This window comes from Endozoicomonas euniceicola, from assembly GCF_025562755.1.
GTDB classification, from domain to species: Bacteria; Pseudomonadota; Gammaproteobacteria; order Pseudomonadales; family Endozoicomonadaceae; genus Endozoicomonas_A; species Endozoicomonas_A euniceicola.
This window is the reverse complement of sequence record NZ_CP103300.1, coordinates 790,539-804,448: the sequence shown is the minus strand read 5'-3', so window position 1 is coordinate 804,448 and position 13,910 is coordinate 790,539. Positions and strand designations below refer to the sequence as shown.

The 13,910-nt window shown below is 49.5% G+C and carries 9 protein-coding genes and 2 pseudogenes; 7 read left to right on the top strand and 4 right to left on the bottom strand.

The features are described 5' to 3' along the window. Positions 1-16: 16 nt before the first annotated feature. The gene (locus tag NX720_RS02930) at positions 17-166 is read left to right on the top strand and encodes a hypothetical protein (RefSeq protein WP_262599276.1); all 150 of its coding nucleotides are present in this window, start codon (positions 17-19) and stop codon (positions 164-166) included. Between the two features lie 285 nt (positions 167-451). Here NX720_RS02930 and NX720_RS02925 read toward each other — a convergent pair whose 3' ends face one another. Next, complete coding sequence (locus tag NX720_RS02925; RefSeq protein ID WP_262599275.1) at positions 452-607, bottom strand: hypothetical protein; 156 nt, start codon at positions 605-607, stop codon at positions 452-454. Positions 608-633: 26 nt separating this feature from the next. On the opposite strand from NX720_RS02925, the pseudogene NX720_RS02920 reads away from it, so the two are divergent. From NX720_RS02920 to NX720_RS26930, 5 genes and pseudogenes are all read left to right on the top strand, one after another. Next, a pseudogene (locus NX720_RS02920) lies at positions 634-945 on the top strand (transposase); the annotation flags it as partial. Between the two features lie 302 nt (positions 946-1,247). Further along, entirely contained in the window at positions 1,248-1,754 is a 507-nt protein-coding gene (locus tag NX720_RS02915; RefSeq protein WP_262599273.1) for a hypothetical protein, read from the top strand. 919 nt (positions 1,755-2,673) lie between these two features. Further along, complete coding sequence (locus tag NX720_RS02910) at positions 2,674-2,943, top strand: reverse transcriptase domain-containing protein (protein ID WP_262601713.1); 270 nt, start codon at positions 2,674-2,676, stop codon at positions 2,941-2,943. Between the two features lie 57 nt (positions 2,944-3,000). Next, positions 3,001-3,986, top strand: a pseudogene (locus NX720_RS26935) (ISAzo13 family transposase). 118 nt (positions 3,987-4,104) lie between these two features. Beyond that, complete coding sequence (locus NX720_RS26930; RefSeq protein WP_404831136.1) at positions 4,105-4,359, top strand: ISAzo13-like element transposase-related protein; 255 nt, start codon at positions 4,105-4,107, stop codon at positions 4,357-4,359. A gap of 255 nt (positions 4,360-4,614) precedes the next feature. Here NX720_RS26930 and NX720_RS02895 read toward each other — a convergent pair whose 3' ends face one another. After that, positions 4,615-7,419, bottom strand: a complete 2,805-nt coding sequence (locus tag NX720_RS02895) for a WD40 repeat domain-containing protein (RefSeq protein WP_262599271.1) — start codon at positions 7,417-7,419, stop codon at positions 4,615-4,617. 216 nt (positions 7,420-7,635) lie between these two features. Further along, positions 7,636-10,515, bottom strand: coding sequence for a WD40 repeat domain-containing protein (locus tag NX720_RS02890; protein WP_262599270.1), 2,880 nt, complete (start codon positions 10,513-10,515; stop codon positions 7,636-7,638). Between the two features lie 117 nt (positions 10,516-10,632). On the opposite strand from NX720_RS02890, the gene NX720_RS02885 reads away from it, so the two are divergent. Beyond that, complete coding sequence (locus tag NX720_RS02885) at positions 10,633-10,881, top strand: hypothetical protein (protein WP_262599260.1); 249 nt, start codon at positions 10,633-10,635, stop codon at positions 10,879-10,881. A gap of 118 nt (positions 10,882-10,999) precedes the next feature. Here the strand turns inward: NX720_RS02885 and NX720_RS02880 are convergent, their stop codons facing one another. Then, on the bottom strand, positions 11,000-13,870 hold the full coding sequence (locus tag NX720_RS02880) for a WD40 repeat domain-containing protein (RefSeq protein ID WP_262599268.1): 2,871 nt from the start codon (positions 13,868-13,870) through the stop codon (positions 11,000-11,002). Between the last annotated feature and the right edge of the window lie 40 nt (positions 13,871-13,910).

Genomic DNA, 13,910 nt, shown 5'->3' with positions numbered 1-13,910 from the left:
ATTGATTGTGAACGTCATGTCCAGCGTTAATGTCACCCCTGAATGCAAACACCTCATTATACTTGCTGCTAAAAAGCTCAAAGGCTCTGAACACAGAGCCTTCATAGCTGAAGTCGCTGAACAGCTCTGTTTTGGTAGTCCACGCCTTAGGGGAACGGAAGGTTAGAATATACCGCTGTTGGCTATTAGCTTTTGGTGGTTGGCTGTCTGAGCAGCTAATAGCCAACCGCCAAAAGCCCGGTAAGACATTGAATGCTGCGCCCCTAAGAGACCTGAACCAAAACCAATAGAAACAAATGGATAGATGTTCTTTAACATTCGTCTTAACGTTTAATGCTGGATGTATATTGAGTTGTTATAATCGGGATAGGGCAGAGCCTCACGACTCCGCTCCTCCCACAACACCGGCCATACGGATCACGTAGCACGGCGTTTCATATCTACTTTGTATTCATCTTGCTGCCAGTTCTGGCAACCCAAGGTTCCTGAAATATCTGTTTGGCAATGCTTTAGTAAGCGCAGGGCTTCCACTCAGACGCCAGACTCCATGGGCAGACTTTGCCGTATTCCATGCCAGAAATCTATCGACTCCCAGCTTTCTGAGCATTCGGTAGCCTTTGTTTCCCCATTGCTATTACCGCCAGCCAAAATGGAAAACTCACCTTCAGTTATCGGAACAGTGAGAGCTGGACAACCGAATCCCGTCCCCTGAAAGGATAAGACTTCCTATGGCTGGTACTCCAGCACGTTCTGCCCAAAGGATTAAAGAGAGTCCGGGATTACGGCTTTCTCCATTGCCGGTGTAGAAAATCACTCCGTCTGGTTCAGTTGATTCTGCAGGTGATCATCAAGCCTGCCACGCCAGTCATCCGCCCTAAACATACCTGTCAACACTGCGGTAGTGACATGAGGGCGATAGTCTTCAGGCTGATGCGCCCTACCTGATGTTGAACAAAAAGTGCCGGGGCTAAACCCATTCAACAGGAGGAAAACGACAGCAGCAAACTAACAACAAATCTACGACGATGCTCGTCCAACCAGCGGGAGCAGGGACGCTTTCATGCCTGAAAAACCGCCATATTATCCGCACCGACTGTGCGGAGAGCTGAAGAAAAAGCTATTTCCCATAAACCACACCGAACAGTTGTCAAGGCCGGGCTTGTTCAACAACCGGATAAGATTGCGGCTGCGCGCAATCTATCCTTATTCGTTATGCTCTTCTTTATTTATGTGACTGGAATTGTGCAATGAATAAAGTACTAATAACTGCTTTACTTATATTATCTTTCTCAAACAGTGTTCACTCTGATTTTCATTGTTTATTTTGTGGCACAGAATTGCAACAAATGGCATCTGCTACACCTCAATATTTATGCACAAATTGCTCCACTGACGTTCCAGAGCGATTGAGGCATCTAAAAAGCCTATTTTATGTAGGTATTCAGAGTGGTTTGCCAAGTACCGAAAGTCAACAATGGGAATCCACAATGACAAGAGTTCGTCAAAGCTTAGCAAGCATACTATCTGATGGTGCAACCAGACAACTTCTAGAAAATTCTTTGATTACCGAGTTCTTAAGAAACCTGTTACAGATGCCGCAAGATGAGTTAACCACTTATCTATTTCAACCTGCAACACTTCAGCTCTTAACAGAACCTCAGCTACAAGAACTTCTGCTTCACCCTGCTGTAAGAACACTATTATTTTTATCTGGAATAGATACTAATCATATGATTTCTTCGTGCAATAAGTGATGCAGTATTGCAGAGCATAACGCCTGCTTCAGTGGTGTGCCGTAGGCACGTCCATTGGAAGCATTTGGTACGCCCGGCATGGGCATGAACTTATGGGGTGAAAGTCCCCTGTGGGTAAACCAGCATCGGATCTGGAGCCGAATAAGCCCACCGATGATAACCACTAGCTTAAGGCAAGTGCAATCTCGCGAGGGATTGTGCGGAGGCAGTCTGACTGCAAAAGTGCGAGCCGGCGGACAGAAACCGCATACAAGGCCGAGACTTGTGGGCGAGTGAGCCAAAGATCACAAAGCTCTCTGGTTTGAGAGATACGGTAAATGCGGCGGTTGTGTACTGACAGTTCATGCTCTTATCCGGGGAGGTCTGTTCAACATGCGATTGGTCAATCCCAGTTCTCAGCCACTGGTTACAACAGGCTCGGCGGACAGGGCTCATCATCCTGTTCGAGCAAACCCGATGACCACCAATAGCGCCTGCAGAAGTAATTCTGTGTGGTGATTGAACAGAAGTCAGCAGACGTCATAGTAGTTGTTCGACAGAAGTCGTTAATCCGATTGAAAGTCGTCAACGAAGGACTGAACACCGATGAAAAGAGGAGACTGATTCCCTCAACACAGTGCAGCCGTCCGGCGACTCACTAGGGTTGGCGAAAGAATCTTTAACCAGCTTTGAACCACGATCTACTGAGTTGCGCACTGGAACCTGCCAATTTGCTGAAAGCATGCGACTGCATGGATGCAGGAGGTAGGGCGAAGCAGGAGCCAGAGCCGAGAAACAAGTCAGAAGCAACAAAGGGGCTCCCGGAATAGATGGGGTCACCATTGAAGCCTATCCTGACTTTGCCCGTCAGCACTGGCCTTAAGCGCGCCAAGCCTTACTCAATGGGACTTACAGACCATCTCCCGTCCTTCGGGCTGTTATAGAAAAGCCCGATGGTGGAGAACGGTTGCTGGGCATCCCGACAGTCATGGATCGAGTGATACAACAGGCCATTGTGCAGGTATTATCACCCATCTTTGATCCTGACTTCTCTCCCAGCAGCTTTGGTTACAGACCGGGAAGGTCTGCACAAGACGCTGTACAACAGGTTAATCGATACATTAAGCAGGGGCTGCATCAGGCGGTTGATGTTGATCTGAGTAAATTCTTTGACACAGTCAGCCACGATGTTCTTAGGGGAGTGGCATAACAAACTTTACCGGAGTATCTTTCCTGCTTACTCCCTCTGTGATTGATTGTGAACGTCATGTCCAGCGTTAATGTTCCCCCTGAATGCAAACACCTCATTATACTTGCTGCTAAAAAGCCCAAAGGCTCTGAACACAGAGCCTTCATAGCTGAAGTCGCTGAACAGCTCTGTTTTGGTAGTCCACGCCTTGCTGAAACCGAGTTCAATTTTGGCCGTCATACCGTTGAACTCGGGATGCATGAAAAACGAACAGGACTTGTTTGTTATGGAAATTACGCATCACAGGGCAAGCCAAAAGCAGAAGTAGCAAACCCTCAACTGGAACAAGACATCCGAAGCCTGGTTGACCCTGAAAGTCAGGCTGACCCGCAGCTCAGAAATACGTTCTCCTATGCTCGCATAACAGCCAGTGCTGTTCGGAAAAAACTGATTGATGAAAAAGGGTGGCAGGAAGAGCAACTTCCCAAAGAGCGTACTTTCTGCAACATGTTGAACCGTATGGGCTATAAACTTCACAAGGTACAGAAGACCACGCCGGAAAAAAAATCCCGGAAACCGATGCCATCTTTGAAAACGTCAAACAAGTAAAAAGCACCGCAAGCCAGAGAAAGCAGAGTCTTCAGATCAGCATTGATTGCAAAGCAACGGTTAACCTTGGAAATTTTTCCAGAGGTGGTAAAGCAAGAGGAACTGAAGCGGTCAAAGCACTGGATCATGATATGGCCACCAAAGAAAAAATGATCCCATTTGGGATACTCAATCTGGAAGATGATCAACTGTATGTCTTTTACGGTAACTCTTACAAAACCAGTGATTTTATCTGCGATGCCATTGAACAGTGGTGGGAGCAGGTGAGGGAAGCTAACAGGTATGTCGATGAGCTGGTTATCTACGCAGACAACGGACCTGAAAGTAACAGCCACCGAACTCAGTTTCTTTTCAGAATGGTTGAGTTTGCCAAAAAAGTGGGGCTGAAAATACGCCTGGTTTACTACCCTCCCTACCACAGCAAGTACAACCCGATTGAACGAGGCTGGTCTTAGGGAAGCAGCAGAAAATAATATACCGCTGTTGGCTGTTGGCTGTTGGCTGTTGGCTGTTGGCTGTTGGCGGTTGGCTGTATGAGCAGCTAATAGCCAAAAGCCAACAGCCCGGTAAGTTATTGAATGCTGCGCCCCTTATCTTGAGAACCATTGGAATGGAAGCCTTCTGAACACAGTAACGTCTGTTTTGGAGTGGACAAAAACAATGGTATGGAAATGCATGAACCCGATAGTGAAGCTACTTGATCAACCATATCAAAAAGGGGTGAGACTGAGTAAACAGGAATTAGCTGAAATACAGCCTCACATCATTCGCCACCCTGAGTTAAAGAAATGGGATGTGACAATTGTTCCGGAACCGGTAAATTATTAATTGCTGTTCCCCTTAGGAGTAGCGGTCAAAGATAGAGCCAATGAAGAAAGCGGCCAAACTGTTCGACGACACAGACCGCTTATCCTGAACCGGTTTACGGCAAAAAAAGCTTTTTTCCCACTCTTTTCTCACCAGACCGCCCTCTGGCTATCTTAGTAGCATCAGGACAGGCCGCTGCGCGGCGACTTTTAGCTCAGACACTACTGGTATTTTTTACATTATTAATCGATATATTTTCCCCATTAACCAATATGTTTACTTCGTTTCAGAATCCTTGCTCAGAGCCCACACCTTTATGGTCTTGTCAACAGAGGCGGAAGCCAGCCGCCCACCGGCCAATGGCGTGACTGAGGTCACCCAGTTGGTATGCCCCTTCAGCGTCGCCACGCATTGCTCCCCGTCGGGTTTGCCCAGATCCCACACCCTTACGGTTTTGTCCTGAGAGCCGGAAGCCAGCCGTCCATCGGTCAATGGCGTGACTGAGTTAACCATGTCGATATGCCCTTCCAGTGTCACCACGCATTGCGCTCCGGCGGGCTTACTCAGATCCCATACCCTTACGATCCCGTCATGAGAGCCGGAAGCCAGCCGCTTATCGGCCAATAACGTGACTGAGTGAATCCAGTGGTTCAGCTTCGCCACGCGTTGCACCCCGTCGAGCTTTTTCAGATCCCACACCTTTACGGTTCCGTCATGAGAGGCGGAAGCCAGCCGCCCATCGGCCAGTGGCGTGACTGAGATCACCGCGTTGGTATGCCCTTTCAGCGTCGCCTCGCATTCCTTCCCGGGGGGCTTGCTTAGATCCCACACCCTTACGGTGCAGTCAGCAGAGGCGGAAGCCAGCCGCCCATCGGCCAATTGCGTGACTGAGATCACACAGAATGTATGCCCCTTCAGCGTCGCCACGCATTGCTTCCCGTCGGGCTTGCTCAGATCCCACACCTTTACGATCCCGTCAGCAGAGGCGGAAGCCAGCCGCCCATCGGCCAGTGGCGTGACTGAGATCACATCGAGGGTATGCCCCTTCAGCGTCGCCACGCATTGCTTCCTGTCGGGCTTGCTCAGATCCCACGCCTTTACGATCCCGTCAGCAGAGGCGGAAGCCAGCCGCCCATCGGCCAGTGGCGTGACTGAGGTCACCGCGTCGGTATGCCCTTCCAGCGTCGCCACGCATTGCTGCTGAGTACTACTTCCCAGAGAAGTCAGGTATTTATTGCTTGCGATTCTACGATAAGCAAGCCGTAACAAAGGGTCAGCAATTTCACTGTTTGGAACAGCAGGTACGTCCATGTTTTTTATTATTTCTCTATACGCTTCCTCAGCAGAGCCATAATAGTGACAGGATAGTTTTTTCAGTTTTTCTTTTTTGTTGAAAACCGTGAAAAAATGCTTAGCTGTTAAACTCCAGCGATTAACATCACGCCATGACAAGCCCTTAGCTATTTCAAACAAGATCTCAGGTGGTAGAGTCTGCAAAGTCGATACCTCTTTCAGGGGATTAACCGAAACGTCCTCCGCAGTCTTTTCTTCTGCCTGGTTGGCAGACGGATTTGTTGCCCTGCCAAAAAACCAGGTAATTCCAGTAAGGTGGGTTGATGGCTTCTCTTTAGCCACCTTCTGTTTAGCCATGAGGCAGTTTGTGCATAAACCATTGGAGTTTACCTGTGCATTCCCGCAGAGTGTACATGAGTTGATTTCCGGATTTCCGGAACCGTCTCCTCCTCCCCCGTTGTTACCAAAACTTTTAACCGGCTGACCATGGTTGTTATGGGCATAGCCATCTGGATTATTCCGGGGCAGGTCATTCATTGCTCCGTTTGCTTCTTTCTCTCCTCCGGAGCATCCCACTCCCGAAGGGCAAGAGCCCGGAAAAACCGATACGCTAAGTAATCGGGCATTACCCGCTTTTGGGTTCAGGTTGAGATCTTCACAGTGATAGCTAAGGACGTCGGCAAGGGGCGAGTGCTTTTTCGAATAGTTTTCAAGCGTTTCTTTCAATTTATCCGGATCGCTTTCAGCCAAAGCGAGAAACAGTCCCGGATCCCGATCAAGCCCTGCCCGCTTTATTGAACACCACATTTGCGATGTAACAGGAATCTCCCGTCGCTCCCAACCCCGCCAGATCACCAGAATAATTTGAGGTCTTAAAACCAGTTTTTTAACCTCCCCGGGCTGACCAGCTGTACCGAAAACACTGACAGCCGCCCCAAGCATTCTGCTCATCACTTCAAAGAAAAATAAAGGGCGGCGGTCATTCCCTCCGGGTCTCCTTTTAAATGAGTCATCGTGGTCATCGAAGCTGCCGCCACCAGAAGAACCGGTGAGCAGATCATCACGATCACCGGGCAGATTATTTTGTTTAGTGATGTCAGATATGTCCGGCAATGAGCGGCGGGAATAGGGCGAGCCATGATCTTCTGCATTATTACCCTTTTCCAGAACCAACGCTGTCGGGACAACAAGATCGACTGACGGCTTTTCAGACCTGTTCAGTACGCTGGAATCATCTGAGTCAATACCGCTGCAATCCGGTGCAATCCGCCAGCCATCATCCCCTGCAATCACCAGCCAGCCCGAGCCTTTTCCCGATAAACGGACACTGGCCACCGACTGCCAGCCGCCTTCGTCTGGCGTGACCTCACCCATTTCTACATTAAGCTCTGTCGAGCCTGAAATCGTGGGAGGATAGGAATAGCCCCCTTCAAAGACTTTAGCCGCTCTTCGGAAACAAATACGCAAGCTGTCGTTTTTACAACCATCCCAGCGGGTATAAACCTGGTTTTTTTCTGGCTGAACAAAATCACTGGAGGTCCTGTTGATTTCATAAGAAAAAAGAAGAGAAGGCGCATCATTGGCAAGCACTATCTGACTGATTTTAACTGTCGCCTTATTTGAGGGACTGTCCCGCCACATCCATTCTGGCAGGATAAAAAAAGCACTTCCGTATCCAGTCATCGGTAAAAAAAATGCCACGGCAAACAATAAAAGCAACTGATCAATGACGATCAGCTTAATTGTTTTTATAAGGACACAAAACCTTGAGTTAGGAGTAGCGGTCAAAGATAGATCCAATGAAGAAAGCGGCCAAACTGTTCGACGACACAGACCGCTTATCCTGAACCGGTTCACGGCAAAAAAGCTTTTTTCCCACTCTTTTCTCACCAGGCCGCCCTCTGGTTATCTTAGTAGCATTAGGGCAGGCCCGCCGTGCGGCGATTTTTAGCTCAGGCACCACGGGTGTTTTTTACATTATATTTTCTTCATTAACCAATATGTTTACTTCGTTTCAGAACCCTTGCTCAGAACCCACACCTTTATGGTCTTGTCCCTAGAGGCGGAAGCCAGCCGCCCATCGGCCAATGGCGTAACTGATTTCACCCAGTCGGTATGCCCTTCCAGCGTCACCACGCATTGCTTCCCGTTGCGCTTGCTTAGATCCCACACCTTTACGGTTTCGTCCTGAGAGGCGGAAGCTAGCCGCCCATCGGCCAATTGCGTGACTGAGTAAACCACCTCGTTATGCCCCTCCAGCGTCACCACGAATTGCTCCCCGTTGATCTTGCTCTGACCCCACACCTTTACGGTATTGTCAGCAGATGCGGAAGCCAGCCGCCCATCGGCCAATGGCGTGACTGAGATCACACTGTTGGTATGCCATTTCAGCGTCACCACGCATTGCGGCCTGTCGGTTTTGCTCAGATCCCACACCTTTACGGTCTCGTCTAAAGAGCCGGAAGCCAGCCGCCCATCGGCTAATGCCGTGACTGAGCTCACAATGTAGGTATGCCCATACAGTGTCGCCACGCATTCTTTCCCGGGGGGCTTGCTAAGATCCCACACCCTTACGGTATTGTCCCAAGAAGCGGAAGCCAGCCGCCCATCGGCCAATGGCGTGACTGAGGCCACCCAGAAGGTATGCCCTTCCAGCGTCGCCACGCATTGCTGCCCGTCGGGCTTGCTCAGATCCCACACCTTTACGGTATTGTCAGCAGATGCGGAAGCCAGCCGGCCATCGGCCAGTGGTGTGACTGAGATCACATCGTGGGTATGCCCCTTCAGCGTCACCACGCATTCCTTCCCGGGGGGCTTGCTCAGATCCCACACCTTTACGGTGCAGTCATCAGAGGCGGAAGCCAGCCGTCCATCGGCCAGTGACGTGACTGAGGTCGCCGTGTGGGTATGTCCTTTCAGCGTCGCCACGCATTGCTGCTCAGTACTATTTCCCAGAGAAGTCAGGTATTTATTGCTTGCGGTTCTACGATAAGCAAGCCGTAACAAAGGGTCATCAATTTCACTGTTTGGAACAGCAGGTATGTCCATGTTTTTTATCATTTTCCTATACGCTTTCGCAGCAGAGCCATAATATTGATGGGATAGTTTTGTCAGTTTTTCTTTTATGTTGAATGTGTAGAAAACTTCGAAAAAACGCTTAGCTGCTAAACTCCAGTTGTTAACATCACGCCAGGACAAGCCCTTAGCTATTTCAAACAAGATCTCAGGTGGTAGAGTCTGCAAAGTCGATACCTCTTTCAGGGTATTAACCGAAACGTCCTCCGCAGTCTTTTCTTCTGCCTGGTTGGCAGACGGGTTTGTTGCCCTGCCAAAAAACCAGGTAATTCCATTAATAAGCGCTGTAAGCAGGTTATTTCCTTTATCTTCCTGCGCCGCAGGTAAAGACAGGTGGGTTGATGGCTTCTCTTCAGCCGCCTCCTGTTTAGCCATGAGGCAGTTTGTGCATAAACCATTGGAGTTTACCTGTGCATTCCCGCAGAGTGTACATGAGTTGATTTCCGGATTCCCGGAACCGTCTCCTCCTCCCCCGTTGTTACCAAAACTTTTAACCGGCTGACCATGGTTGTTATGGGCATAGCCATCTGGATTATTCCGGGGCAGGTCATTCATTGCTCCGTTTGCTTCTTTCTCTCCTCCGGAGCATCCCACTCCCGAAGGGCAAGAGCCCGGAAAAACCGATACGCTAAGTAATCGGGCATTACCCGCTTTTGGGTTCAGGTTGAGATCTTCACAGTGATAGCTAAGGACGTCGGCAAGGGGCGAGTGCTTTTTCGAATAGTTTTCAAGCGTTTCTTTCAATTTATCCGGATCGCTTTCAGCCAAAGCGAGAAACAGTCCCGGATCCCGATCAAGCCCTGCCCGCTTTATTGAACCCCACATTTGCGATGTAACAGGAATCTCCTGTCGCTCCCAACCCCGCCAGATCACCAGAATAATTTGAGGTCTTAAAACCAGTTTTTTAACCTCCCCGGGCTGACCAGCTGTACCGAAAACACTGACAGCCGCCCCAAGCATTCTGCTCATCACTTCAAAGAAAAATAAAGGGCGGCGGTCATTCCCTCCGGGTCTCCTTTTAAATGAGTCATCGTGGTCATCGAAGCTGCCGCCACCAGAAGAACCGGTGAGCAGATCATCACGATCACCGGGCAGATTATTTTTTTTAGTGATGTCAGATATGTCCGGCAATGAGCGGCGGGAATAGGGCGAGCCATGATCTTCTGCATTATTACCCTTTTCCAGAACCAACGCTGTCGGGACAACAAGATCGACTGACGGCTTTTCAGACCTGTTCAGTACGCTGGAATCATCTGAGTCAATACCGCTGCAATCCGGTGCAATCCGCCAGTCATCATCCCCTGCAATCGCCAGCCAGCCCGAGCCTTTTCCCGTTAAACGGACACTGGCCATCGACTGCCAGCCGCCTTCGTCTGGCGTGACCTCACCCATTTCTACATTAAGCTCTGTCGAGCCTGAAATCGTGGGAGGATAGGAGTAGCCCCCTTCAAAGACTTTAGCCGCTCTTCGGAAACAAATACGCAAGCTGTCGTTTTTACAACCATCCCAGCGGGTATAAACCTGGTTTTTTTCTGGCTGAACAAAATCACTGGAGGTCTTGTTGATTTCATAAGAAAAAAGAAGAGAAGGCGCATCATTGGCAAGCACTATCTGACTGATTTTAACTGCCGCCTTATTTGAGGGACTGTCCCGCCACATCCATTCTGGCAGGATGGAAAAAGCACTTCCGTATCCCATCCATCCTGGCAGGATAAAAAAAGCACTTCCGTATCCAGTCATCGGTAAAAAAAATGCCACGGCAAGCAATAAAAGCAGCTGATTAATAACGAGCAGCTTAATTGTTTTCATAATGGTACAAAACCGAGAATCAGGAATAGGAGTTCAGGTTTGAGCTGACAGTTACCGCAAAAAACACATCAAAGCGCTGCGGCCATAATGGTTTTATTTAAACTAGCAGAATTTTCAGTGCACGCTTTCCAACCGGTCAGGCATGACCGGGTGATTGGTCAGGATGAAGTCATGAAAAAACTGGCCCAGGTCGGGTTTGATCCGGTATACGGCGCTCGTCCACTGAAGCGGGCTATTCAGCGCAATTTGGAGAACCCACTGGCTGAAGCGATTCTCTCTGGTCGATATGCGCCGGGCGATACGATCAGGGCCATCGTCAGTGATGATAAAATCAGCTTCACTATGAATGAGCACTTAAGGAAGTAGCAGATAAAAATATCCCTCCGTCATTTCCTTTTGCGACAGCCTCCTGTGCGGGAATGGCGGAGGAGCAGGTATTTTTTTACATTATTAATCGATATATTTTCCCCATTAACCAATATGTTTACTTCGTTTCAGAATTTTTGCTCAGAACCCACACCTTTATGGTCTTGTCATCAGAGGCGGAAGCCAGCCGCCCATCGGCCAATGGCGTGACTGATTTCACCCAGTCGGTATGCCCCTTAAGCGTCGCCACGCATTGCTCCCCGTCGGGTTTGCTCAGATCCCACACCCTTACGGTATTGTCCGAAGAAGCGGAAGCCAGCCGTCCATCGGTCAATGGCGTGACTGAGTTAACCGTGCCGATATGCCCTTCCAGTGTCACCACGCATTGCTCTCCGGCGGGCTTACTTCGATCCCATACCCTTACGATCCCGTCATCAGAGCCGGAAGCCAGCCGCTCATCGGCCAATAACGTGACTGAGTAAATCCAGTGGTTCAGCTTCGCCACGCATTGCACCCTGTCGGGCTTTTTTTTCAGATCCCACACCTTTATGGTCCCGTCAGCAGAGCCGAAAGCCAGCTGACCATCGGGCAATGACGTGACTGATTTCACCCAGTAGGCATGCCCCTTCAGCGTCGCCACGCATTGCTCCCCGTCGGGCTTGCTCAGCTCCCACACCTTTATGGTCTTGTCCCAAGAGCCGGAAGCCAGCCGCCCATCGGCCAATGGCGTGACTGAGGTCACCCAGTCGGTATGCTCATTCAGCGTCATCACACATTGCTCCCCGGCGGGCTTGCTTAGATCCCACACCTTTACGGTCATGTCATTAGAGCCGGAAGCCAGCCGCCCATCGGCCAGTAGCGTGACTGATTTCACCCAGTTGTTATGCCCTTTCAGCGTTACCACGCATTGCTTCCCGTCGGGCTTGCTCAGATCCCACACCTTTACGGTCCCGTCAGCAGAGGCGGAAGCCAGCCGCCCATCGGCCAGTGGCGTGACTGAGCGCACCTCCTCGGTATGCCCTTCCAGCGTCGCCACGCATTGCTGCTGAGTACTACTTCCCAGAGAAGTCAGGTATTTATTGCTTTTGTATCTTTGATAAGCAAGCCGTAACAAAGGGTCATCAATTTCACTGTTTGGAACAGCAGGTATGTCCATGTTTTTTATCATTTTCCTATACGCTTTCGCAGCAGAGCCATAATATTGATGGGATAGTTTTGTCAGTTTTTCTTTTATGTTGAATGTGTAGAAAACTTCGAAAAAACGCTTAGCTGCTAAACTCCAGCGATTAACATCACGCCATGACAAGCCCTTAGCTATTTCAAACAAGATCTCAGGTGGTAGAGTCTGCAAAGTCAATACCTTTTTCAGGGGATTAACCGAAGCGTCCTCCACAGTCTTTTCTTCTGCCTGGTTGGCAGACAGGTTTGTTACCCTGCCAAAAAACCAGGTAATTCCAGTAATAAGTGCTGTAAGCAGGTTATTTCCTTTATCTTCCTGCGTCGCAGGTAAAGACAGGTGGGTTGATGGCTTCTCTTTAGCCACCTCCTGTTTAGCCATGAGGCAGTTTGTGCATAAACCATTGGAGTTTACCTGTGCATTCCCGCAGAGTGTACATGAGTTGATTTCCGGATTCCCGGAACCGTCTCCTCCTCCCCCGTTGTTACCAAAACTTTTAACCGGCTGACCATGGTTGTTATGGGCATAGCCATCTGGATTATTCCGGGGCAGGTCATTCATTGCTCCGTTTGCTTCTTTCTCTCCTCCGGAGCATCCCACTCCCGAAGGGCAAGAGCCCGGAAAAACCGATACGCTAAGTAATCGGGCATTACCCGCTTTTGGGTTCAGGTTGAGATCTTCACAGTGATAGCTAAGGACGTCGGCAAGGGGCGAGTGCTTTTTCGAATAGTTTTCAAGCGTTTCTTTCAATTTATCCGGATCGCTTTCAGCCAAAGCGAGAAACAGTCCCGGATCCCGATCAAGCCCTGCCCGCTTTATTGAACACCACATTTGCGATGTAACAGGAATCTCCCGTCGCTCCCAACCACGCCAGATCACCAGAATGATTTGAGGTCTTAAAACCAGTTTTTTAACCTCCCCGGGCTGACCTGCTGTACCAAAAACACTGACAGCCACCCCAAGCATTCTGCTCATCACTTCAAAGAAAAATAAAGGGCGGCGGTCATTCCCTCCGGGTCGCCTTTTAAATGAGTCATCGTGGTCATCGAAGCTGCCGCCACCAGAAGAACCGGTGAGCAGATCATCACGATCACCGGGCAGATTATTTTGTTTAGTGATGTCAGATATGTCCGGCAATGAGCGGCGGGAATAGGGCGAGCCATGATCTTCTGCATTATTACCCTTTTCCAGAACCAACGCTGTCGGGACAACAAGATCGACTGACGGCTTTTCAGACCTTTTCAGTACGCTGGAATCATCTGAGTCAATACCGCTGCAATCCGGTGCAATCCGCCAGCCATCATCCCCTGCAATCGCCAGCCAGCCCGAGCCTTTTCCCGTTAAACGGACACTGGCCATCGACTGCCAGCCGCCTTCGTCTGGCGTGACCTCACCCATTTCTACATTAAGCTCTGTCGAGCCTGAAATCGTGGGAGGATAGGAGTCGCCCCCTTCAAAGACTTTTGCCGCTCTTCGGAAACAAATACGCAAGCTGTCGTTTTTACAACCATCCCAGCGGGTATAAACCTGGTTTTTTTCTGGCTGAACAAAATCACTGGAGGTCCTGTTGATTTCATAAGAAAAAAGAAGAGAAGGCGCATCATTGGCAAGCACTATCTGACTGATTTTAACTGTCGCCTTATTTGAGGGACTGTCCCGCCACATCCATTCTGGCAGGATAAAAAAAGCACTTCCGTATCCAGTCATCGGTAAAAAAAATGCCACGGCAAACAATAAAAGCAACTGATCAATGACGATCAGCTTAATTGTTTTTATAAGGACACAAAACCTTGAGTTAGGAGTAGCGGTCAAAGATAGATCCAATGAAGAAAGCGGCCAAACTGTTCGACGA

Coding starts and splice junctions, on each gene's coding strand:
- NX720_RS02890 (WP_262599270.1), bottom strand. CDS start 10,515: ATGAAAACAATTAAGCTGCTCGTTATTAATCAGCTGCTTTTATTGCTT.
- NX720_RS02930 (WP_262599276.1), top strand. CDS start 17: ATGTCCAGCGTTAATGTCACCCCTGAATGCAAACACCTCATTATACTT.
- NX720_RS02915 (WP_262599273.1), top strand. CDS start 1,248: ATGAATAAAGTACTAATAACTGCTTTACTTATATTATCTTTCTCAAAC.
- NX720_RS02925 (WP_262599275.1), bottom strand. CDS start 607: ATGCTCAGAAAGCTGGGAGTCGATAGATTTCTGGCATGGAATACGGCA.